The sequence below is a fragment of the Brevundimonas sp. NPDC055812 genome (genome assembly GCF_053616535.1).
In genome coordinates this window covers 327,948-349,931 of sequence record NZ_JBSHDX010000002.1, presented here as the reverse complement: position 1 = coordinate 349,931, position 21,984 = coordinate 327,948, and the positions used below count along the sequence as shown (strand labels likewise).

Annotated in this window: 17 protein-coding genes; 4 read left to right on the top strand and 13 right to left on the bottom strand. The window is 63.8% G+C overall.

The annotated features are described in order from the left end of the window. Positions 1 to 15: 15 nt before the first annotated feature. Complete coding sequence (locus ACWGL1_RS04680; protein ID WP_452111326.1) at positions 16 to 678, top strand: DsbA family protein; 663 nt, start codon at positions 16 to 18, stop codon at positions 676 to 678. Here ACWGL1_RS04680 and ACWGL1_RS04675 read toward each other — a convergent pair. The 6 genes from ACWGL1_RS04675 to ACWGL1_RS04650 all read right to left on the bottom strand — a co-directional run bounded on the left by ACWGL1_RS04675 (position 675) and on the right by ACWGL1_RS04650 (position 9,015). Next, complete coding sequence (locus ACWGL1_RS04675) at positions 675 to 1,955, bottom strand: efflux RND transporter periplasmic adaptor subunit (RefSeq protein ID WP_452111325.1); 1,281 nt, start codon at positions 1,953 to 1,955, stop codon at positions 675 to 677. The genes ACWGL1_RS04680 and ACWGL1_RS04675 overlap by 4 nt on opposite strands. After that, complete coding sequence (locus ACWGL1_RS04670) at positions 1,931 to 3,349, bottom strand: TolC family protein (RefSeq protein WP_452111406.1); 1,419 nt, start codon at positions 3,347 to 3,349, stop codon at positions 1,931 to 1,933. The genes ACWGL1_RS04675 and ACWGL1_RS04670 overlap by 25 nt, the downstream gene beginning before the upstream one ends. A gap of 37 nt (positions 3,350 to 3,386) precedes the next feature. Beyond that, on the bottom strand, positions 3,387 to 4,517 hold the full coding sequence (locus ACWGL1_RS04665) for an ABC transporter permease (RefSeq protein WP_452111405.1): 1,131 nt from the start codon (positions 4,515 to 4,517) through the stop codon (positions 3,387 to 3,389). A 41-nt stretch (positions 4,518 to 4,558) separates the two neighbouring features. After that, positions 4,559 to 5,230: an ABC transporter ATP-binding protein gene (locus ACWGL1_RS04660; RefSeq protein WP_291782122.1), complete on the bottom strand. Its 672-nt coding sequence runs from the start codon at positions 5,228 to 5,230 to the stop codon at positions 4,559 to 4,561. A gap of 99 nt (positions 5,231 to 5,329) precedes the next feature. Continuing rightward, positions 5,330 to 5,854, bottom strand: a complete 525-nt coding sequence (locus ACWGL1_RS04655; protein ID WP_291782125.1) for a hypothetical protein — start codon at positions 5,852 to 5,854, stop codon at positions 5,330 to 5,332. Between the two features lie 194 nt (positions 5,855 to 6,048). Then, a complete protein-coding gene (locus ACWGL1_RS04650; RefSeq protein ID WP_452111324.1) occupies positions 6,049 to 9,015 on the bottom strand; it encodes a TonB-dependent receptor in 2,967 nt (988 codons plus the stop codon). Positions 9,016 to 9,333: 318 nt separating this feature from the next. Here ACWGL1_RS04650 and ACWGL1_RS04645 point away from each other — a divergent pair, with 318 nt between their 5' ends. Further along, positions 9,334 to 11,013 (top strand): FAD-binding dehydrogenase, encoded by a 1,680-nt coding sequence (locus tag ACWGL1_RS04645; protein WP_452111323.1) that lies wholly within the window; start codon positions 9,334 to 9,336, stop codon positions 11,011 to 11,013. 45 nt (positions 11,014 to 11,058) lie between these two features. Next, positions 11,059 to 11,922, top strand: a complete 864-nt coding sequence (locus ACWGL1_RS04640; RefSeq protein WP_291782133.1) for a bile acid:sodium symporter family protein — start codon at positions 11,059 to 11,061, stop codon at positions 11,920 to 11,922. Here ACWGL1_RS04640 and ACWGL1_RS04635 read toward each other — a convergent pair. From ACWGL1_RS04635 to ACWGL1_RS04610, 6 genes are all read right to left on the bottom strand, one after another. Then, positions 11,919 to 13,649 carry an AMP-binding protein gene (locus ACWGL1_RS04635; RefSeq protein WP_452111322.1) on the bottom strand — a complete coding sequence of 577 codons (1,731 nt, stop codon included), beginning with the start codon at positions 13,647 to 13,649 and terminating at the stop codon, positions 11,919 to 11,921. The two genes, ACWGL1_RS04640 and ACWGL1_RS04635, sit on opposite strands and share 4 nt — an antisense overlap. After that, positions 13,646 to 14,932, bottom strand: coding sequence for an acetyl-CoA C-acetyltransferase (locus tag ACWGL1_RS04630; protein WP_452111321.1), 1,287 nt, complete (start codon positions 14,930 to 14,932; stop codon positions 13,646 to 13,648). Before ACWGL1_RS04630 ends, ACWGL1_RS04635 begins: the two co-directional genes overlap by 4 nt. Then, complete coding sequence (locus ACWGL1_RS04625; protein ID WP_452111320.1) at positions 14,932 to 15,804, bottom strand: MaoC family dehydratase; 873 nt, start codon at positions 15,802 to 15,804, stop codon at positions 14,932 to 14,934. The genes ACWGL1_RS04630 and ACWGL1_RS04625 overlap by 1 nt, the downstream gene beginning before the upstream one ends. 3 nt (positions 15,805 to 15,807) lie before the next feature. Next, positions 15,808 to 17,115 carry a 3-oxoacyl-ACP reductase gene (locus ACWGL1_RS04620; protein WP_452111319.1) on the bottom strand — a complete coding sequence of 436 codons (1,308 nt, stop codon included), beginning with the start codon at positions 17,113 to 17,115 and terminating at the stop codon, positions 15,808 to 15,810. Next, entirely contained in the window at positions 17,115 to 19,472 is a 2,358-nt protein-coding gene (locus tag ACWGL1_RS04615) for an acyl-CoA dehydrogenase (RefSeq protein WP_452111318.1), read from the bottom strand. The genes ACWGL1_RS04620 and ACWGL1_RS04615 overlap by 1 nt, the downstream gene beginning before the upstream one ends. 108 nt (positions 19,473 to 19,580) lie before the next feature. Further along, positions 19,581 to 20,366, bottom strand: a complete 786-nt coding sequence (locus tag ACWGL1_RS04610) for a Coq4 family protein (protein ID WP_291782152.1) — start codon at positions 20,364 to 20,366, stop codon at positions 19,581 to 19,583. 62 nt (positions 20,367 to 20,428) lie between these two features. Here ACWGL1_RS04610 and ACWGL1_RS04605 point away from each other — a divergent pair, with 62 nt between their 5' ends. Then, entirely contained in the window at positions 20,429 to 21,049 is a 621-nt protein-coding gene (locus ACWGL1_RS04605) for a TetR/AcrR family transcriptional regulator (RefSeq protein WP_291782154.1), read from the top strand. Positions 21,050 to 21,176: 127 nt separating this feature from the next. Here the strand turns inward: ACWGL1_RS04605 and ACWGL1_RS04600 are convergent, their stop codons facing one another. Beyond that, a complete protein-coding gene (locus ACWGL1_RS04600; protein ID WP_291782157.1) occupies positions 21,177 to 21,920 on the bottom strand; it encodes a hypothetical protein in 744 nt (247 codons plus the stop codon). Positions 21,921 to 21,984 lie beyond the last annotated feature (64 nt).

Sequence of the window (21,984 nt, the reverse complement as noted above, 5' to 3'; positions counted from 1 at the left end):
CTCAAAGGAAGTCCCATGATCCGCAAATTCGTCCCCGCCCTCGCTGCTGCCGCGGCGGCGCTGGCCGCCTGCAGCCCCGCCGATGCCGACAACGGCGCCGCCGGGACAGCGGTCGCTCAGGACATGCCGCCCATCGCCAGGACAGGCTTCGACGATCTATTGCACAATCCGGCCACGCCGTTCCTAGGCGCCGAGAACGCTGACGTCACCATCATCGGGTACGTCGACTACAACTGCCCCTACTGCAAGAAGATGTACGTCGAAATCGACGAAGTTCTAAAGGCGGATCCCAAGCTCCGGGTTCTCTATAAGGACTGGGCCATCTTCGGCGCCGTATCGGAAAACGCCGCCCGATCCGCCCTGGCCGCCGGTTATCAAGGCAAGTATCACGCGGTCCACGCCGCGTTCATGAAGCATCCCTCGCGGGTCACCGACGATGAGATACGCCGCCTGCTTCAAGGAGCCGGGGTTGATCTGGCGCGGTTAGACCAGGATCTGGAGACGCACCGCGCCGAGATCGACGACGTGCTGATGCTCAATATGCAGGAAGCCATGGCCATGGGTCTGCAAGGCACACCCGCCTTCATCATCAACGGCTATCTGATCCCGGGCGGAATGCCGCGAGCCCAGCTCGAAGCCATCATCGCCCGCCTGCGCACAGGCCAACCTCTGCGTTAAGGCTGCAAGGACTGCGGCGGCGGCGTCCAAACGACGACGTCGCCCGCCTTGAGTCCCGACAGCACCTCGACGCCCATCGGACCGACCTGGCCCACGACAATATCGCGCCGGACGGGCTCGGCGCCGCGCGCCCGAACCATGACGAAGGCGTTGGGCGCCGCCCCCTGGACCGCTTCAGGGGGCGCAACCAGGGCGCTCGGATTTTCATAGGCCACGATCGAGATGTTGGCGGTCATGCCGATCCGCACAGCCCGCGCGGCTTCGGGCGACAGGGGATCCAGCCTCACGCGCGCCTCAAACACGGCCTTGTTCGCGCCAGCGTCCGTACTGGCCTCGCCCGCGACGCCTGTGACGACTCCCGTCAAGGTCTGTCCCCCGAAGCCGGGCCCGGTGACGACGGCCTTCTGTCCGGGTTGAATGGCGTTGAGGTCCAGCTCGTCGAGCGTGAAAACCACGTCAAGCGCAGCTGTGCTGGCGATCACCGCTAAGGATTGCCCTTTGGCGACACGCCCTCCGGTCCGCACGACCTTGTCGGCGCTTTCGCCTTGCGACTCCGGCCGGACGATCACGCCGCCCTGCGGCGCGATGATGACGCCGTCGCCCCCGTCTCGCACCGCATCATACTGCGCCGCAGCGACAGCGCGTTGCAGCGATGCAAGACGCTTTTCTCCAGCGCCGGCTCGCCTGAGCGTTTCAGCGAGATCTTCGCGCGCCGAAACAAGCGCGGCTTCGCGCTGACGCCGTTGCTGTAGAAGCCCCTCATGCTCGCTTCGGGGCACAAGCCCTCGCTCGAGCAAGGCCTGGGTTTCCGCGATTTTCGCCTCAAGGTCGCTCAGGTCAGCTTCAGCTGCAGCGATCGCCCGGGTCGCGCGACGCACTTCTACGCCTCCTTCCCAACCGGCCATTCGGTCAGCCTCGGCGTCCGCCTTCAGCCAGGCGGATTCCGCTTCCGCCCGACTCCGCAGGACATCCGCGGCGTCAAGTTCCAGCAAGCGCTGCCCGGCATCGATCTGATCGCCATATTCAAACAGGACGCGGGTCACCCGGGCGTCGAACGGAGCGCTCAGATCAATACGCTCGCCAGGCGTCACCCGGCCTGAAAAGTTGACGGAAACAATAAAAGGCGCGCGTGTCATCGTGGCGCGCTGCTCCTCCATCGCGCCCTGGTCCGCCCCGCCGCGCGTCAAGCCGAACGCGGCTCCAGCGGTCAGAACCGCCACAACAGCCAGGGCGCCCTGCACTTTGCGAGATTTCAGTCGTTCAAGGAAATGCGCCATGTCTCAAGCGTGCTCCCGATTTGCTGATCCAGCGCCGTCAGCGCATTGAGGTACGCGATGTTGGCCGACAACTGCTGAGCATCGGCGGCGCGCAGGTCGGCCTGCAGAGACAGGACCTCAAAGTTCGAGGCCCTGCCGAAACGCAAGCGTTCCTGTCCGATCTCAAGAGCCTGCTCCGACAAGGCGCGAGCCCGCCGCGCCGCCTCCACCTGAAGCCAACTGGCCTCAACCGACTGAACCGCGTCCAGCACCTGGCTTTCCACCGACTGCTTCATTTCCTCGAAGGCCAGTTCAGCCGTCTGCATATTGGTGTCCGCCGCCAGCCAGCTTTGGCGCCTTGATAGATCACCGATCGGAATATTCAGCCGCAGTCCGACCCTCGTATCGGTTTCATTAAAGCGATCAAGGAACCTGGGGCCGTCATCACGCGTGGCCGAGGCTTCCAGCGACACGTCCCAAAGCCGCTGATTACGCGCGACAATGAGCGATTGACGCATCTGTTCCAGAGACGTGCGCTGGGCCAGAAGATCGATACGCGACGAAAAGGCCGTCGCCATCGCGCTGTCCAGATCCACCTCAACACGGGCCGCCGCAACGGGATCGACCGCCACGACATTGGTGCGGGAGGCCAGGGCCAGCAATTGCAGAAGTCCCAGTTGGGCCGAAACCACCTGCTGGCGCGCCTGCAACACGGCCACTTCCTGGTTGGCTACGCCGGACTCTGTCTGAACGATGTCGGAAGCCGCCATACGCCCTGCCGCGATAAGCGCCTGGTTCGTTTCGAGCAGTATCCGGGTCCGCGCCAGAGCTTCTTCGGCCAGGCGCACCTGCTCCTGAGCCTGGATCAAGGCGCGATAGGATGTGATGACGGCGCTGACCGTCCCGGCGACTGTCGCCTCCAGCTGCAGCCGGTTGATCTCTTCCTGGAGACGAGCAATGCGGACCGGGGCCATGTTGACCGCCAACCCGGCGCCGCGCAGCAAGGGCTGACTCAGACTTACTCCCGCCGTTTCATACTCAGCCCCCTCGCCGGTCAAAGGGTCTGCCCGAGCCCATACGAAGTTCACCGTCCCTCCCAACGGCGTACGCCAGGATGCTGAGGGGCTGATGACGATGTCGCCGTCGGTCTCGCCATCCTGACGTCGCTGCACGACCTCAATGCCGATCCCGCCTTGAGGGACGAAGGCGCGCTCGGCCACGCGCAGATCGAAACGCTGAACCACCCGCTGCAGATAGGCCGATCGGATTCCGCGATTATAACGCAGGGCCAGGGCGACGGCTTCATCCAGCGTCAACTCCAGCGGCGCTCCCGCCGGAATAGGCGGGGCGGACGGCAAGACCACGGGTGAAATCGGACCGGGCGTCGCCTGGGCGCGCGCGTCCACCGCGGTCATCGCCACGAGGCTCGACACGCCCAAGTTTACGAAAACTCTAGTCCCCACGCAGAGCCTCAATCGGCAGAATCCGCGATGCCGCAATGGCGGGATAGAGACCGAACACCAATCCCACACTCGCTGCGACCCCCGCCCCCAGAATCATGACGCCCCAGTTCACCGCAAATTCAAAAGGCAGGAACAGCGTCGCCAACCACGTCAGCCCCACGCCCAACACATCGCCCAGCACGCCGCCTCCCAGAGCCAGGACGACCGCCTCGATCAAGAACATCATGCGGATGTCGCCGGGCGTCGCGCCGATGGCGGCCCGCAGGCCGATTTCGCGCCGCCGCTCCATCACCGTCATCAACATGACGTTCATGACCCCAACCCCGCCGACCAGCAGAGAAATGGAGCCGATCGCCACCAGGACTCCGCCCAGCATGGCCATTTGTTTCTTCATCGCCTGGATCATCGATCGGGCGTCCTGAACCCGCACAGGCGCCTGAGGCGTCGATAATGCGGCCGTATACCGGATGACCGCTGCCTCGGTATCGGCTTCAGGCTGGAGGCGTATCAGGGCTCCGGTAGCCGTATCACTTGCCATCACGCGACGTGCACAAGTCAAAGGAATAAGAACAGCATTATCATATTGAACGGGGCTAAGCGCCTGAGGCGGGGTCTGAGTCAGAACCCCAACGACGGTAAAGGCGTAGCTGCCGATACGGATTAAGCTTCCCGGCATCATCGCCGCCCCAGGGGAAGAAAGATTCAATGCTGCTTTCGGCCCTAGGACGGCGACCTGGCTACAATCATCAAGCTCCCGCAGCAGTCTTCCGCTAGACGTCGACAAGCCAGCCAATGTGCTGATCGCAGGAGTGACGCCGGCCACAGTAACGTTGCTTGTCTTTCCATTGGCGCCCGCCTCCAGCATGGCTGTGGCAAGCGGCGCCGCTGATAACGCCGCCGTATCCATCTTCACCACAGCATCTATTCTAGCTGGATCGAGGCCCGCGGCCCCTTCCGCTTGCACCGCTAGAATGTCTACACCCGTCTGCCGAAAGCTCTTCATCGCTTCGATCTGGGCGATGTAGGCGATGTTCATCAGCGCGACGATGGCGGCAGAGCCAATAACTATCCCAAGCAGAGCCAGGACCGAGCGCCGCCCCTGGCCACGCAAATTGGCCACCGCCTCAAGCGCAAGTTTCGTCAGATCTGCGCGCCCGCGCCTCAACCCGCATCCCCTTGCGGCAGCAACCGCCCATCGCAAATCTCGATTACCCTATCGCATAGCATCGCCATGTCCCGATCATGAGTGATCATCAAAACGGTGACGCCGAAATCACGATTGAATGAGCGCAAAAGCTCAATGACCTGCGAGCCTGTCGTGCTGTCCAGGTTTCCCGTTGGTTCATCAGCCAAAATCAGGCGCGGCTCGCCAACCAGCGCACGGGCGATGGCTGTTCGCTGACGTTGGCCGCCAGACATCTGGTCAGGGCGATGAAAGACGCGATCAGATAAACCGACACGCTCCAACATGGCTAAAGCTCGCGCCTTGCGTTCGGCGCCGCCGACGCCGCGATGAAGTAGCGGCAGGGCCACATTCTCCCACGCCGTCAGTCGAGACAGAAGGTGAAACGACTGAAAGACAAAGCCAATCAGATAATTGCGAACTCGGGCAGCCTCTACGCGAGATAAATTAGAGACCGGGACACCGTCCAGGATAATCTCACCTCTATCCGGACGATCCAATAGACCAATCAGATTCAGCAGAGTACTCTTGCCGGATCCAGAAGGTCCGACAAGCGCGGCGAATTCACCGGATGCAAGGTGAAGCCGAACATCCTCAAGAACGATTAATCCACGGTCATAGGTCTTGCTGACGCCCTCAACACGCAACATGGATCACACTCAAAATATGGCTAACGCAAATATCGCAGGCCGGGCGATAAGCCCGACCTGCGACATCAGAGGCCGAAAAACATCGGCGCACCCATCAGCTTAAGGCGTAATGTCGACATCCTGAGCAAGCTTGAAGTTCAAGGTTACTTGGCAAGCTCCCAAGGTGCCGGAAACGGAGAAGTCCCGCTTCTCGGTCAAGGTGCCGGTGAGGGTCCCTTCGCAGAAGGTGCCCGTCGTGGTTTTGGCTCGGACGTTGGCCAGAGCCACAGTCCAAACACTCGGCCCGCCAGACACGACCGTACCCGTCCAAGGCTGGTTGTAGAGGACGATGGTAGGGCAGAGCAGCGAGTCGGTCAGGCCGCCGTTGCCCACGAACGGATTCGCAGTGCTGGTCACGGTAAACTTATTCTGCGGAGAGCCAGCAGCCGGCGTGCCGAACTGAAATGCAGTGTTTGAAGCCGGCTTACAGTTCAGCGTCACAGTATTGTACAGAGTGGCGGTGCTGCCAGCTTGCGTGACGTTAACCGTCGCGCCTTGCGGGGACCAAGCGGATTGAGCGGCAGCGTTCCCGGCGACACTCAGAACACAAACGGCGACAGCGGCAGTGATTGAGCTTTTGAACATTTCACTTCCTCCCTTTTTCACAACCCTAGATGGTTGACGCCTAACCATCACCAAAACTATCAGAACTGTCAATATAAAAAGATGCTTAAAATCAATCGGTTATCATGACCCATAGCTTAACCGATCCACGCGCGACATGCGGGCAGACCTAAAAAGCAGTCGCCTTTTCCAGGCGACTGCAAATCAGCAGACAGTCAGAAGCGCTTAGAAAGACTGACCCCAATAATGCGGGGATCGAGAGTAAATACATTCGTCGTCAGCAGGGAATCGTCGCTGTTCGTGAAGGCATCGACAATCGGAGCCTTATCGAACAGATTTTTCACATAAGCTTGAACAACAAGGTTCTCGCCCATGTTCTCCATAGTGATGGTCAGGTTGGCGTTGTCCCAGCCCTTCAATCGGTCGTAATCCGTGTTGTATACACGGAAATAGCTTGATGATTGGCGATAGTAGTCGCCACGAACAGTCAAATCCCAGTCCCTGATATGGAACGTATACTGAGCGCCGATGTTCGCTGTCATGCGCGGTGCGTTAGGCAGTTCATTTCCTGACAGGTCCGCGGTAAAGCCGCGCCCCAAATTGGGCGCCTCAGTCATTGGATCGTAAGTGAAGCCAAAAAAGGCCCAAAATGGCAGAATGCTGTCGAAGTTCGGATCAAACGTGCCCCAACGCTGAGACCCCGAACACAGAGCCGAAAGCGCCACGACCCCGAAGTCAGCAGCAAGCGGACTTTGAAGGATCGTCTCCACGTGCTTGGTCGGAGCGACGCAGTTGGACGGAACCTGCAGCCAAGGCCGAACAACCATCCAGTCAGAGTTGCCCTGCGTGCGGTTCATGACATCGATGGAGCCCTCGCCATCGCCGATCTTCGTTTTCAGGAAGCCCAAGTTTGCATCAATACGGAAATCGGGGATGGGACGAAACACCGCCTCCAATTCTAGTCCCATTGATTTCGCGTCGAAATTCTCATTCAGAGAAATTCGATCGACAATCTGGGACACTTGGTAGTCCGTGTAGTCATAATAGAAGGCCGTCGCATTCAAGCGAACGCGCCCATCATAAAAGCTATTCTTTGTCCCGATCTCGAAAGCATCGACGTATTCAGGATCAAACGTTTCCGCCAGACTCTGATACTGAACGACTTCCGAGTTGATATCCGCCCGAGGAGGATTAGCTCCCCCTCCCTTGTAGCCCCGTGAGTAGGAAGCATAGACAAGCGTGTCTTCACGCGGCCGCCAATCCACCACCAAACGACCAGTAACAGCATCCCAATTTTGCTTTATATCGTCCATCGCACGATAGCCGCGACTGATTGATCCGCCAGTTGAAGCGCCCCAACTTCCATCCGGCTCGGCCCCTAGCAGCAGCTGACTAGGATAAGGAGTCGATACCTTTTCATCATTTGTGTAGCGTAGCCCGATCGTCAAACGAACCTCAGGGCTTAAATTCCAGTACCCTTCGCCAAACAGAGCCCACGACCGCGTATGCACGACATTCTTGCTTCGGAAATAGTTATGTCCATCTCCTTCAAGATTATCAAGCGATGTTGGATCGACATAGATACACTCCTTGATCGCCGTCTCGTCACACGCTGTAGTCGTTAAAGTCGGACTACCCGGAGATGGTGATCCATTATTGTAAAAATACTCAGATACAAAGCTGAAGAGGTTATTAAACACATAATAGTCATCTTGAGTTTTAAAGTCTAAATAATTTGCACCAACATTAAAGTTAAAGCCTCCGCTAAAATTAGACTGAATACGAAACTCCTGATACCATTGCTCGTTATTAGATTGACTTAGATCCAGCGAAACCATTCTATTAGAAGAACCGAGCTGGGGGTCGCTATAATATCCATTAACAATCGCAGTTTGTGGAATCTTTTCTCCTATATAATTATAGGCTCCGTCAATATTATTGAATATAACATTTGAAACATATCTATTATAATCTTGAGTAGATCTAAAATCATCTTTTGAATAAGCCGTCTGCGATATGAACTTGAGGTTATTAGTCAGATCGTACTCTAAGTTTAGTTGGACAACATCGTTTTTCGCTCGATAGGTTGGGTCGAAGTAAGTCGCCACATCACGCATATCGCGTGACTGCGTCACTCCAAAGTAGGGATTCATCTGGTCGAGCGTTACATTGGTAGCCGGGATAACGTTTCCAAATTCGTCGAACCCCGCCCCCACGCCTGAAATGAAGACAATAGCCGCCGCCCCACCGTTAGGCGTCCCATATGATGCATCGTCATACAAGCTTACAGCGCGGCAGCCCTGGCTTAGATGGCTTCGGGCTGCATCATTGAAATCGATAGCGTCGCCGACCGTCTCTGGCCCAGGATCATTAGCGCACAGTTGCTTGCCCGTGCGCGAGCGATCATCGTCTTCGTTGAAGTGTTCCCAGATCAGATTGGCTCTGAATCGATCGCTCGGCGTCCAAGCCGCCGATAGCCGTGTAGACCACAGATCACGGCCGTTAATATTGGTATCGTTGAAACTATTGTAGTCGAAGCCATCTCGCTGAGTAAGTCCCCCCGCCACACGGACAGCGAATTGTTCACCCAGAGGCAGGTTGATCATCCCCTGACCACGGAGTGACCCATAGTTTCCGCCTTCCGCCTTGAGCATCGCCTCAAAGTCAGGACTCGGCAGGTTAGGAATCATATTGACCACGCCTGCAGTGGCATTTCGACCGTACAGCGTGCCCTGGGGTCCTCGCAGAACCTCGACCCGGTTCACATCCAGGTATTCCTGCTCAAATAACCGGTTGCGGATCAGGGGGCTGTTATTGAAGCTAACGGCCACCGCCGGATCAGATGCAGCCGAAACGGCCTTGGTGCCAATCCCGCGAATCGCGAAATTGTACATGGAAAAATTGTTCTTGGAGAAGCTGACATTAGGAACGGCCCGCATGAGTTCGGAACCGCCTTCAATCTTCATGGCGTCCAGATTTTCGGCTGAGAAAGCCGAGACCGCGATCGGCACATCCTGAATGGATTGTTCACGCTTCTGGGCGGTAACGATGATGTCGCCGACCGACGTTGCGTCCTGGGAAGGCGCTGCATCCTGAGCCAGCGCAGGGCCAGCCGCGACAACTAGAGCGAAAGCCGACGCGGTGACAGCCAGACGCGCGCGATTACAGGCCGCTGAAGCCATGAAAACCCTCCCCTGCACGGCCCTGCTCCCCAGCTGGACCGAATGCTTCCTCCCGCCTTTGTGTTGAGCTGACGACGAGGCGGATGCGCCGAAAGCTGACGCTATCGATCCACCTATTCATACGCATGTCAACAGCCTACTTACATAGATGTCTTGTGACCTTACGGAAGCTTTTCATCTTCTCCCGCAGCGCACTCGTTGTTTCCGCCCACCCACGCCCATCCGATGTCTCGGATTTGTTTGAACGAATGCGAACGCCGCACTTGTATTTACATAGCTGTTAGTGAAATCATGCTGCATTCGCTTTTTTAGGAGGACATGATGGACGGGGACGTCATTGTCGTTGGAGGCGGGCTCGCAGGCCTGGTTGCGGCGCACGAACTGACAAGGGCAGGTCGTCGCGTTCTGCTGGTGGACCAGGAAAACGCGAGCAATCTTGGCGGTCAGGCGTTCTGGTCGTTCGGGGGCCTGTTCCTGGTGAACTCGCCCGAGCAACGACGCCTGGGCGTGCACGACAGTTTCGACCTTGCCTGGCGGGATTGGCGGGGCAGCGCGGGCTGGGATCGGCTGGACGGCCCCTTGGCCGAAGACGAATGGGCGATGCGCTGGGGCCGCGCCTATGTTGAGTTCGCCGCCGGTGAAAAACGCGACTGGCTGCGTCAGCATGACATCAAGCTGACGCCCATGGTGGGCTGGGCGGAGAGAGGCGCCGGCAAGGCGTTCGGCCACGGCAATTCGGTTCCTCGCTTTCATGTCGCCTGGGGCACGGGAACGGGCGTGTCGGAGCCGTTTGCGCACCGAGCCAGAGAAGCAGCGAGAACCGGGCGGCTGACCTTTCACCACCGGCATAGAGTCGATCAGATTCTGGTCGAAGGCGGGCGGGTGACCGGCGTTGCAGGCGCCGTGCTGGCGCCCGACGACGCGCCGCGAGGCGCCCCCTCCAATCGCCAGGTCATCGGCGACTTCACCCTGAAGGCCGACGCAGTGATCCTGGCGACCGGCGGCATCGGCGGCAACCATGAGATGGTCCGCCGCTATTGGCCCGAACGGCTGGGCGCGCCGCCGAAGACCATGATCACCGGCGTGCCCGCCCACGTGGACGGACGAATGCTGGACATCGCCGCCGGGGCCGGCGCGCGCCTCGTGAACCGGGACCGCATGTGGCACTATGTGGAGGGCGTGCAGAACTGGGCGCCGATCTGGCCCGACCATGCGATCCGCATCCTGCCGGGACCGTCGCCGCTGTGGTTCGACGCCCTGGGGCGGCGCCTGCCCTTCCCGGCCCTGCCCGGCTACGACACCATCGCCACGCTGAAACATCTGCGCACGACGCCCGACCTGATCGAGCACGACCACTCCTGGTTCATCGTCACCGAGACCATGCTGGCCAAGGAGTTCGCCCTGTCGGGCTCGGAGCAGAACCAGGACATCACCAACCGCAACCTTCTGGGCGTCTTGCGTTCGCGCCTGGGCAAGGCCGCGCCTCGAGAAGTCGCCGCCTTCCGCGACAAGGGAGACGACTTCGTGGTCGCCGACGACTTGGAGACCCTGGTCGGCAGGATGAACGGCCTGACCGACAGACCGCTGCTGGACGCCGCCCTGATCCGCGCCCAGATCGAGGACCGCGACGCCCAGATGGCCAATCCCTACGCCAAGGACGCGCAAGTTCAGGGCATTCACAACAGCCGACGCTATCGCGGCGACCGCTGGGCGCGCACCTCGGCGCCGCACAGGGTGCTGGACCCGACGGCCGGGCCTCTCATCGGGGTCAAGCTGCACGTCCTGACGCGCAAGTCTCTGGGCGGACTGCAGACGGATCTGTCCAGCCGCGTGCTGACCCCGGACGGAACGCCGCTGGAGGGACTCTACGCCGCAGGCGAAGCTGCGGGCTTCGGCGGCGGCGGATTGCATGGTTACAATGCGCTGGAGGGCACCTTCCTGGGCGGATGCATCTTCTCGGGACGGGCGGCGGGGCGCGCGCTGGCGGGCCAGGCCTAAGAGGGACAATCGCGCCTCCATCTGGCGCACGGGGAGAAACGACGCATGGATTCCGCAATGGCCACCATCGGCCTGCCCGTCGCGCTGGGCATCATCATGTTCGGCCTGGGCCTCGGACTGACGCCCGCAGACTTCGCCCGCGTGGCCCAGCGGCCCAAGGCGGCGGGCGTGGCCCTGGCCTGCCAGTTGCTGTTGCTTCCGGCCATTTGCTTCGGGCTGGTGCTGCTGTTCCGCCTGCCGCCCGTTCTGGCGGTCGGCATGATGCTGCTGGCCGCCTCCCCCGGCGGGACGACCGCCAATCTCTACAGCCACTTGTTCCGGGGTGATGTGGCGCTGAACATCAGCCTGACGGCCATCAACTCCGTCATCGCCGTCGTGACCTTGCCGGTCGTGGTCAATCTGGCGATCGCCTTCTTTCAGCCGGGCGACCTGCATGTCGGCCTGCAGTTCAGGAAGACGATCGAGGTCTTCATGATCGTGCTGGCTCCGGTGGCGCTGGGGATGCTGGTGCGCGGATGGCGGCCCGCCTTCGCGGCCGCCATGGACAAGCCGGTGCGCATCGCCTCCATTCTGATCCTCGTGCTGGTGATCCTCGGCGCCGCCGCCTCCAGCTTCCACGTCCTGATGAGCCAGATCGGCGGACTTGCCGGCGTGACTGTCGCCTTCTGCCTGCTCAGCCTGGGCGTCGGCTACGGCGTGCCGCGCCTGCTCAGGATCGAGCGCCCGCAGGCCGTCGCCAGCGCCTTTGAGGTCGGGCTGCATAACGCCACCCTGGCCATCGTCATCGCCCAGTCGGTGTTGAACAGTCCCGAGATGACCCTGCCCGGCGCCGTCTATGGCGTGCTGATGTTCCCGCTGGCGGCGGGCTTCGGCTTCCTGATCACGCGCAGAAAGCCCGGCATGGCCTAGTCACGCAGGTCGCGGCGCAGCACCTTGCCCACATTGGTCTTGGGCAGGGGCTCGTCGCGGAAGACGATGATGCGCGGCACCTTGTAGGCGGTCAGCCGCTCACGGCAGTGGGCGACGATCATCGCCTCTGTCAGCTCGGACGAGCGCGGCACGATGACCACCTTGATCCGCTCGCCCTGCACTGGGTCGGGGACTCCGACAGCCGCCACCTCGTCCACCAAGGGGTGGGCCGCCACCACATCCTCGATCTCGTTCGGATAGACGTTGAAGCCGGAGACCAGGATCATGTCCTTGATCCGGTCGACCAGCCGCACCCGACCGTCCGCCTGCATCACGCCCACGTCGCCCGTCGCCAGCCAGCCGTCGGACGACAGGACCTTGGCCGTTTCCTCTGGCCGGTTCCAATAGCCGCGCATGACCTGAGGGCCGCGCACGCACAGTTCGCCTGGTTCGTCGATCCCGCACCAACTTCCGTCATCGCGCCGCATCCGCACCTCGGTCGAGGGCACCGGCAGTCCGACTGTACCGTCGAAGCCCATCGTCTCGGGCCGCTCGATATCCACATAGCCGATGCAGACCACCGGCGAGGTTTCGGTCAGACCATAGCCTTCAATCAGCGGTGCGCCGGTCACGGTCTGCCAGGCCTCGGCCACCGACGCCTGGGTCGCCATGCCCCCGGCCACGGTCAGGCGCAGATCGGTGAAGTCGCGATCGCGGAAGGCCTCATTCTTCAGCAGGCCGGCGAACAGGGTGTTCAGCCCGGTGAAGGCCGCGAACCGCTCTTTTCTCAGCACCCACTCCACCCGCTTCGCGTCGCGCGGATTGGCGATCAGGATGTTGCGCCCACCCACCCCCACGAACATCAGCAGGTTCGCCGTCAGGGAGAAGATATGGTAGAGAGGCAGCATGGTGACGTTGCCCACCACCTGATCCTGCGGGATCTGGGCCATGATCCAGGCGCGCCCCTGCAGCACATTGGCGATGATGTTCCGATGGGTCAGCATGGCCCCCTTGGCCACGCCGGAAGTGCCGCCCGTATATTGCAGGAAGGCGAGGTCTTCCGCCTTCGTCTCGACCGGCTTCAGCGACAGTCGCCGCGCCCGACGCATCACGGCGGGCCAGCGTTCAGCCTGCGGGATGCGCCACTTCGGCACCAGCTTTTCGACATGGCGCAGCAGGGCGGTGATCGCCGTCCCCTTCACCGGCCCCATCATGTCGCCCATGGCGGTGACGACGACGTGACGGACATCCGTGCCCTCGATCGCCTGTTCCAGGGCAGCGGCGAACATCTCCATCACGACAATGGCGACCGCGCCGCTGTCCTTGAGTTGATGCTGCAGCTCGCGCGGCGTGTAGAGCGGGTTGACGTTGACCACCACCGCCCCGGCGAACAGCACGCCGAACAGCGCCACCGGATACTGCAGGCAGTTCGGCATCATCAGCGCCACGCGATCGCCCGGCCGCACGCCTTGGGCCTGCAGCCAGGCGGCGAACGCCCGCGCGTCCGACAGCGCCCGGCCATAGGTCACGCCCGAGCCCATGCTGACGAATCCGACGCGTTCCGCATATTTGCGGGCGTCCGCCGCGAACAGGTCGCCGACCGAAGCCCATTGCACCAAGTCGTTGTCGATCGTCGCCGGCACGTCGGAACGATAGGCGCGTGTCCAGAAGCGCTCGGCCCACAGGTGATCGGCCTCGGTCTTCGTCACATGCAGCGTCGCGCTCATTTCTCGATCACGGCGACGACGCCCTGCCCCCCGGCGGCGCAGATGGAGATCAGGCCGCGTCCCTTGCCGGCCCGGTTCAGCATATGCGCCAGATTGCCCAGGATGCGCCCGCCCGTCGCCGCGAACGGATGCCCCGCCGCCAGGGACGAGCCGTGGATGTTCAGCCGCTCCCGGTCGATGGCGCCGGGCGCCCGATCCAGCCCCAGCCGGGTGCGCGCATAGTCGTCGCTTTCCCAGGCGTTGAGCGTACACAGCACCTGGGCGGCGAAGGCCTCGTGGATTTCGTAGAAGTCGAAGTCCTGAAGCGTCAGCCCCAGCTTGGCCAGCATTCGCGGCACGGCGTAGGCGGGCGCCATCAGCAGACCTTCCTCGCCGCTGACGAAGTCCACGGCCGCCGTCTCTCCCGCCCTCATCCAGGCCAGGATCGGCAGTCCCCGCCCCTTCGCCCATTCCTCGCTGGCCAACAGCACCGTCGAGGCGCCGTCCGTCAGCGGAGTGGAGTTGGCCGCCGTCAGCGTGCCGTTCTCGCGATCGAACACCGGCCTCATCGCCGCGACCTTGGCCGGATCGATATCGGGCCGCAGATTGTTGTCGCGCTTCAACCCGTTGAAGGGGGTGATCATCTCGTCGAACAGCCCCGCCTCATAGGCCGCCGCCATATTGCGATGGCTGCGGATCGCCAGGGCGTCCTGCTCATCGCGCGGAATGGCCCAATGCTTGGCCATCAGTTCGCAATGCTCGCCCATCGACAGGCCGGTGCGCGGCTCGGCGTTGCGCGGCGGTTCAGGCCGGAAGGGCGCGGTCAGGCCCGCTCGTGACAGGGCCTTGAGCCGCCCCAGCGTCGACTTCTGGCGATTGGCCGCCAGCAGGGCGCGGCGGAAACCTTCATTCAGGGTGATCGGCGCATCCGAGGTGGTGTCCACCCCGCCGGCGATCCCGACCTCGATCTGGCCCAGGGCGATCTTGTTGGCGACCAGAATGGCCGCCTCCAGTCCCGTGCCGCAAGCCTGCTGGACGTCATAAGCCGGCGTATCCCGGCCCAGAGTGGTGCCCAGGACGCTTTCGCGCGTCAGGGCGATGTCGCGCGAGAGCTTCAGGACGGCTCCCGCCGCCACCTCCCCCAGTCGCAGCCCATGCAGGTCGAAGCGGTCGATCAGCCCCTGCAGGGCGGCTGTCAGCATCTCCTGGTTCGACGCCTCGGCGTAGGCCGTGTTCGACCGGGCGAAGGGAATGCGGTTGGCGCCGACGATGGCGACCCGACGCGGCGCGGACAGGGTAAGCATCAGACGATGATCTCCGATGGAGGGGGGACGCTCAGATGTCCTCGCAAGTGAACGCGCTCGCCCGCAGGATCGCGCACCTCGAAATCGCGATGCTTCGGAGCCATGAACAGCGCCGCCTCGCCGGGCAGAAACAGAGGCGCGCGGAAGGAGACCTCGATTTCGGCCGCCTCCCACCCGCCCGGCGGCGTCAGGGCGGCCAACGCCCGCGCCTTGGTCCACATCCCGTGGACGATCGCGCGCGGAAAGCCGAACAACCGCGCGCCCAGGGCCGAGGTGTGGATGGGGTTGGCGTCGCCCGACACGCGGCCATAGCGGCGCCCCAGCTCAGCAGAAAGCGACCAGACCTGGTCGCGAGTCATACCGGGCGCCCGCTCCATCTCAGGAGCCGGGCGGCCAAGCCCGCGATCGCCGCGTTTCAGATAGACGCTCTCGCTCTCCCACACGATCACGCCGTCGCGGCGCGCGGCGGTGAGTATGCCGAAGGCCTGGCCTCGGTCATGCGTCATCAGATCCCCGAAGCGCGTGCTCAGGCTCAGCGCCTCCCCCGACGTCAGGCGCGCGTGCTGGCGGATGCGGTTGTGCAGATGAACCAGGCCCGCCAGGGGAAAGGGGAAATCCGGCCGCATCATCAGACGCAGATGCATCGGAAAGGCCAGGATATGCGGCCAGGTCAGCGGCACGCCCTGCCCCGCCTGAAAACCGCACAGCCGGCTGTAATCGGCGATCGCCTCGGCCTTCAACCAAACGGCGTCGGCCTCGAGCACCACGCTCGGAAGATCCCGCGCCCTAGCTTCACCACGCAACAGCCCCCGCGCCGCGCCGCCCGCCAGTTGCAGCATTGTGATCGGCGTCGCCGCCTCAGCGCCTCGCATTCGTCACGCCCCCAGAAGGCTCTGGCCGCAAACGCGCACGACGGCCCCGTTCACCCCGCCGTTATCCGGCTCGGCCAGCCACAGGGCGGTCTCAGCGATGTCGATCGGCTGGCCGCCCTGCCCCAGACTGTTCATCCGCCGTCCCGCCTCGCGGATCGCGAAGGGGATGGCGGCCGTCATGCGCGTCTCGATGAAGCCCGGCGCGACCGCATTGACCGTGATCCCGTCGCCCGCCTCGGCCGCCAATCGCCGCACCGCCCCGATCCAGCCGGCCTTGGACAGGGCGTAGTTGGCCTGTCCCTTGTTGCCCGCGATGCCGCTGAGCGAGGACACCGCGACGATCCGTCCGTTCGACCGGATCAGCCCCGCCTCCAGCAGCGCGCGCGTCAGGGCCAGCGGCGCGCCCAGATTGACCGCCATGACGCTATCCCATTCGGTGGCCGACATCCGGGCCAGGGTCCGGTCGCGCGTGATCCCGGCGTTGTGGACCACCGCGTCGTATCCGCCCGCCGCCCGCGCCGCGCTGACCAGTCGTTCCGCCGCATCAGCCGCAGTGATGTCGAGGCTCAGCGCCTCGGCGCCGATCTGGTCGGCCAGCACGCGCAGGTCCGTCTCCGCCCCCGGCGCATCGAGCGCCGTCACCGCATAGCCTTCGGCCGCGAACAGCCGCGCCATCGCTTCGCCGATGCCGCGCGATGCGCCGGTGATCAGGGCGCGCCTCGGCTCAGTCGAGGCAGGCGCAGCCGTTCCGCTGATCGTCACCACCTGCCCCGAGACATAGGCAGAGCGCGGCGACAGGAAGAAGGCCAGGCTGGACGCCGCCGCCTCTTCCGCGCCCGCCGCGACCCGCAACAGTTGCGCCGTTCCGCCCTCGCGCGCCTCCTTGGCCAGAGAACGGACGAAGCCTTCCAGTCCGCGCTGCAGCGCCTCGCCCTCGACGGTCGCCGTGTCTTCGGGCGGTCGGCCGATCACCAGCATGCGCCCATGAGGATCAAGCCGACGCACCGTCTCGTGGAAGTAGCGATAGAGGCCCGTCGCGCTCGCGACATCGGCGATGTCAGAGGCGTCGAAGATCAGCCCCCCGTAACGCGCGCCGTCCTGCGCCTTCGAATGGAGCTCGACGCCCCAACGCTCGGCCAGGCCATGCAACAGCGGCGAGAGGCGCGCGCTTCCACCCAGCAGCAACGGCCCCACCGGCGCCGCGCCCGCCTCGGCGCGACGACGCAACGGCAACGGGCGCGGCAAACCCAGCGTTCCAGCCAGCCAGCCGCCCACGCCGCTGTTGGCGAAGTTCAGATAACGGTCCGACATCAGGCCGCCTTGCTTCCCTTGCCCGCCGACGCCGCCTGGCGCCGCGCCAACCCCTCAGCCAGGCCGAAATCCTGCGGAAAGTCGTCCACCTGGATCGCCTGTATCGCGACCTCGGCGTAACGCGCGATCAGAGCCCTCTCCTCGGCGTCGACCAGGCCCTGAGCCTTGGCCTCGCTCGCCCAGGCGGTCAGTTGGGTCAGGTCCTGCGGCGCACGCGGCAGACGTCCGGCCTTGATCGCCGGTTTCAGCCGCGCCTCGACGGCTTCCACCTGAGGATACAGATCGAACGCGACCAGAACGGCGGCGATGGGATCCACGTCCAGGCTGGCGCTCCACGATCCGGCGACCAGCCGATCCCGCGCCGGACCGTGACGCTGGACCAGGCCGGCGACCTGACCGGCGCAGGCGTCGCCGGGCGTCGGCGCCTTGAGCCCGAACGGCGTCCCCGTCAGTTTCAGGAAAAGGGCCGCGCCCCGGCTGGGGTGGTTGGCCAGCACGTCCCGCCACGCCGTGGCCGCGCGGTTCAGCGCATCCTGCGCCGCCCAATGCACGAAGGGCAGGTCTTCGGCCGGACGCCCCTCGTCCTCAAACCGCTTCAGCGTCGCCGACAGGATGAAGAGCTGGGACAGGATATCGCCCAGCCGCCCGGTCAGGGCGCCCTTGCGCTTCAAGGCGCCGCCCACCGTGGCCATGGAAATATCCGACGCCAGGGCCAACAGGGTCGAAAGCCGCGTCGCCAGCTTATAGTAGCGCCGCAGTTCGGGCGCCGCGTCGCGTGGCGCCGAAATCAGCGCGCCGCCGGTGAGGCCGAAGCCGACCGCCCGCGCCATATTGCCCAGGACGAAACCGACATAGCCGAACAGGGCGCGATCGAAGGCTTTCAGCTCCTGCGCCTCGGCCGTGCGCATCAGCGGCAGGACATAGGGATGGCAGCGGATCGCGCCCTGGCCATAGATGATCAGGGTGCGCGTCATGATGTTGGCGCCCTCGACCGTGATGGCGACAGGGATCTGCTGATAGGCGCGGGCCAGGAAGTTGCCGGGACCCATGCAGACGCCCTTGCCGCCGATCACGTCCATGCCGTCATTGACGATGATGCGGGCGCGTTCGGTCACATGATATTTGGCGATGGCCGAGACGACCGAAGGCTTCTCGCCCTGCTCCAGCGCCGCCGCCGCCAGCCGCCGCACGGAATCCGTGGCGTAGAGATGCCCCGCCATCCGGGCCAAAGCCTCCTGCACGCCCTCGAAGGCGCCGATCGGCTGGTTGAATTGACGCCGGATGGCGACATAGGCCCCGACCATGCCGACAGCCAGCTTGGACATCCCCACGTTGGAGGACGGCAGGGAGATGGCTCGACCGGCCGCCAGACACTCCATCAGCATCCGCCAGCCGTTTCCGATCTGCTCGCGCCCGCCGATGACCATCTCCATCGGCACGAAGACGTCGTCGCCCTCGATCGGCCCGTTCTGGAAGACGGCGTTGAGCGGCCAGTGCCGACGCCCGATCCGCACCCCCTGATGCTCGCGCGGGATCAGGACGCAGGTGATCCCCGGCTCTTCGCCTTCGCCCAGCAGCCCGTCCGGATCGACCGCGCGGAAAGCCAGGCCGATCACCGTCGCGATGGGGGCCAGGGTGATGTAGCGTTTTCGCCAGGTGATGCGGAAACCCAGGGTCTCGCGTCCTTCCCACATGGCCTTGCAGACCACGCCCGTGTCGGTGATCGACGCGGCGTCGGAGCCTGCGAACGGGTTGGTCAGGGCGAAGCACGGAATCTCGTCACCGCGCGCCAGACGCGGCAGATAGTGGTTCTTTTGTTCTTCCGTGCCGTAGTGCAGCAGCAGTTCAGCCGGCCCCAGGGAGTTGGGCACCATCACAGACACCGCCGCCGCCGAGCAACGCGTCGACAGCTTCTGGATCACCTGGCTGTGCGCGTAGGCCGAGAAGCCAAGGCCCCCGTAGACCTTGGGAATGATCATGCCCAGAAAGCCCTTGTCCCGCGCATAGGCCCAGGCGTCAGGCGGCAGGTCCTGCCACACCGCCGTGCTGTCCCAGTCATTGGACAGGTCGCACAGCTTTTCCGTCTCAACGTCGAGGAAGGCCTGCTCCTCGTCCGTCAACCGCGGCGCGGGTGTCGCCAGCAGGCGTTTCCAGTCCGGTCGACCGGAGAAGATTTCCGCGTCCCACCAGACGTTGCCGGACTCGATCGCCGCCTGCTCGGTGGCGCTCATACGCGGCATGATGCGACGGAAAGCGTCCATCGCCGGGCGTGACAGCATGGCGCGACGGACCGGCGCGACCGTCAGCATGACCAACAGGACGGCGAGAACAGCCCCCGCCGCAATCCAAACCCACATCAACGCTGTTCCTCCCCGGCGACGGGCGCAGTCGCACGGCCGCTCATCAGTTCATTCATGAAAGAAGGAACGCGGCCGCCCCCGTCCGCGCTCCCTCAGCCCCTCGCCTCAGCCCTTGCCGCCGCGATAGGCGTTGCGGACTTCCGCCGGCACGCGCTCATAGATTTCGGGCCGTGGAATGCGCAGACGACGCCGGGCCTGATCCAGAGGCTCCGCCAGCAAGGCCTCGTAATCCTGGCCCGGAAGCCAGGCCGCCCGACGACCGTCGCGCCACGCCTGGAACACCGCTCTGGCACACGGATAGCCGGTGCGCGCGCGTGCGAACTGCACCGCAATCGCCGCCGCGATCAGGCCAAACCCTGAACTGCGCGTCTGCGGCAGAGAGAAGGCCACCACGCAGGCTTCGCCCAAGGCGTCGGTATGATAGCCGGTCAACACGTGCCAGATATCATGCACGTCGCGCAGGCGGCGCGCATACCAGGCGCGCGGATGCGCCGCCTCGATCTCGCTGTCCGCCACCTTGCGGCTTTCGTCAGCCAGTCCGTAGGCGGAGAAGTCCTGTGCGACGATGAAGTCCAGATAGGCCGCGCCGACGCTGCCTTCCGGCATGGTTTTCAGCCACTCCCGATCCTGCAACCGGTCTGCCAGCTCCAGGCGGCGATAGGCCTGAACCCCGCCTTCGGGACTGCTCATCAGCTTAGCGTAGCCCCAGTCGACGGAACGCCCCGCCAAGGCGTTCATGATCTCGAACACCTGTTCGGTGTCGTCCTTGTCCGCAACCAGCCTGCTCATGGCGCGCGCAGCCCGGACCGGCTGAACCCGACGGCTCAGCGTGCGCGAGGCTTCGCGAAATCCCGTTATGGCCCCACTATGATCCAGCGCGGTCGCGGCCATGGCTTGCAGTCTCCTTGGACGGCTCGTAAGACACATTACCTACATGGATGTCATTTACAACGATGTCAATTAAAATTGCCGACAAGCCGCGCCGCCGGCGCCGTTCGCCTGAAGAAGCCCGTCGCGAGGCCCTGGCCTCGGCGCGCGACCTCCTACTCTCAGGGGGTCCCAACGCCGTCACCCTGGCCGCCGTGGCCGGCGAGATCGGCGTCACCCATGCGAACCTGATTCACCATTTCGGCTCGGCCGCAGGACTGCAGTCGGCGCTAATGGGATCGATGGTGGCCGATCTCAGCGACGCTCTGGACGCCGCAGTGGCCCGTTTGAGGACGGACGAAGGCGCGCCGTTGGAATTGATCAACGCCGTCTTTGACGCCTTCTCGACCGGCGGCGCCGGGCGACTAGCGGCCTGGATCGCCCTGTCCGGCGACCTGTCGCACCTCGAACCGGTGCGCGAAGCCGTTCAGAATCTGGTCGTCGCCATTCAGGAGAAACTCGGCCTAGGCGGCGATCAGACCGACGAGACTATCGGCTCGGCCGTCCTCTTCATTGCGCTCGGCGCCTTCGGGGACGCGCTGATCGGCGCCCCTCTGCGCGGGATGCTGGGCCAATCGGACGACGCCAGCCGCAGGGTCGTGGCCAGCCTGCTGCCAGCCTTCCTCGCCATGCATCCCCGCGCCTGACCAGAGAAAAGAAAGCCCGACGCGAGGCATCGGGCTTTTGAAGTCATTTGGTGATGGTGGGTGTCCTCGAAGAAAGAAGACAGGCCCTTGATCAACCGGTTTGGTTAATGAGCCATTAACGCTGTTTTCAGTCTGGCAACCAGGTCGTCTGATAGGCGGAACCAGACAGCCCCCGCGTAATTCGCCAGCCCTCGCCCGCCCGTTCGGCGTGGGCGGCGGGCGCGCCTGGCCCAGGGTAGTGAAAGACCGTTCCATCGACCTCGATATCGCCTGCACGATCGCTGGCCGTCGCTACAGGCGCGACCCAGCGCCCGCGCGAATCCGCCACCGCCTGGGCTGACATCCCGCCGGCGCGCACGACAATCTTCTGGCCTGGATCTGCGCGGCCGGAGGCGATCAGACCTCGACCGTCGCCATCCAGGGCGTCCAAGGCCGGCCCCGGCGTCAGACGCAGGCTGGGGCCGCCATCCGTCAGCAGCGCGGCCGCCTGCCTTCCCTCCCCCACCACGAGCAGTCGCTGAGGCCCAGGCGTCGCCGTCTGGCCGATCTGAATCTCCGGGGTCAGAACCTGGCCTGTCGCTGCGGCGCCGACATGGAGCTCGAACCGGCCCTGGGCGTCCGCGCCCGCCGCCACGGCCGGTCCGTCCGCCCCGCTGAGAATGACGCGCGCGCGCGGCGCCGCCGCGCCGCGCACTAGGACGCCGCCGTCCCCTTGAGTGGAAACGCTGAAGATGCGGGGCGTCGTCATCCAGTCGTCTTCCTGCGCTTCGGCCGGGTCCGCCTCCGCTTCAGGTTTGGGCGAACCGCAGGCCGACAGCGCCGTCGCCAGCACAAGGCTCAAACTCGCCAGCAGGCCGATCCTTCGTTCCATCCTGTCCCGCATCGCTATAAGGCTGTTAGTCCAGATAGACGGCTACGTCCGCCCGGCCCAGCCC

Bases quoted from the DNA above. Each gene is read 5' to 3' on its own strand.
- ACWGL1_RS04630 (WP_452111321.1), bottom strand. From the start codon at position 14,932: ATGCTTACCCTGTCCGCGCCGCGTCGGGTCGCCATCGTCGGCGCCAAC.
- ACWGL1_RS04605 (WP_291782154.1), top strand. From the start codon at position 20,429: ATGTCAATTAAAATTGCCGACAAGCCGCGCCGCCGGCGCCGTTCGCCT.
- ACWGL1_RS04655 (WP_291782125.1), bottom strand. From the start codon at position 5,854: ATGTTCAAAAGCTCAATCACTGCCGCTGTCGCCGTTTGTGTTCTGAGT.
- ACWGL1_RS04645 (WP_452111323.1), top strand. From the start codon at position 9,334: ATGATGGACGGGGACGTCATTGTCGTTGGAGGCGGGCTCGCAGGCCTG.
- ACWGL1_RS04670 (WP_452111406.1), bottom strand. From the start codon at position 3,349: ATGACCGCGGTGGACGCGCGCGCCCAGGCGACGCCCGGTCCGATTTCA.
- ACWGL1_RS04675 (WP_452111325.1), bottom strand. From the start codon at position 1,955: ATGGCGCATTTCCTTGAACGACTGAAATCTCGCAAAGTGCAGGGCGCC.
- ACWGL1_RS04620 (WP_452111319.1), bottom strand. From the start codon at position 17,115: ATGTCGGACCGTTATCTGAACTTCGCCAACAGCGGCGTGGGCGGCTGG.
- ACWGL1_RS04680 (WP_452111326.1), top strand. From the start codon at position 16: ATGATCCGCAAATTCGTCCCCGCCCTCGCTGCTGCCGCGGCGGCGCTG.
- ACWGL1_RS04650 (WP_452111324.1), bottom strand. From the start codon at position 9,015: ATGGCTTCAGCGGCCTGTAATCGCGCGCGTCTGGCTGTCACCGCGTCG.
- ACWGL1_RS04660 (WP_291782122.1), bottom strand. From the start codon at position 5,230: ATGTTGCGTGTTGAGGGCGTCAGCAAGACCTATGACCGTGGATTAATC.
- ACWGL1_RS04640 (WP_291782133.1), top strand. From the start codon at position 11,059: ATGGATTCCGCAATGGCCACCATCGGCCTGCCCGTCGCGCTGGGCATC.
- ACWGL1_RS04625 (WP_452111320.1), bottom strand. From the start codon at position 15,804: ATGCGAGGCGCTGAGGCGGCGACGCCGATCACAATGCTGCAACTGGCG.
- ACWGL1_RS04610 (WP_291782152.1), bottom strand. From the start codon at position 20,366: ATGGCCGCGACCGCGCTGGATCATAGTGGGGCCATAACGGGATTTCGC.
- ACWGL1_RS04615 (WP_452111318.1), bottom strand. From the start codon at position 19,472: ATGTGGGTTTGGATTGCGGCGGGGGCTGTTCTCGCCGTCCTGTTGGTC.
- ACWGL1_RS04635 (WP_452111322.1), bottom strand. From the start codon at position 13,649: ATGAGCGCGACGCTGCATGTGACGAAGACCGAGGCCGATCACCTGTGG.
- ACWGL1_RS04600 (WP_291782157.1), bottom strand. From the start codon at position 21,920: ATGGAACGAAGGATCGGCCTGCTGGCGAGTTTGAGCCTTGTGCTGGCG.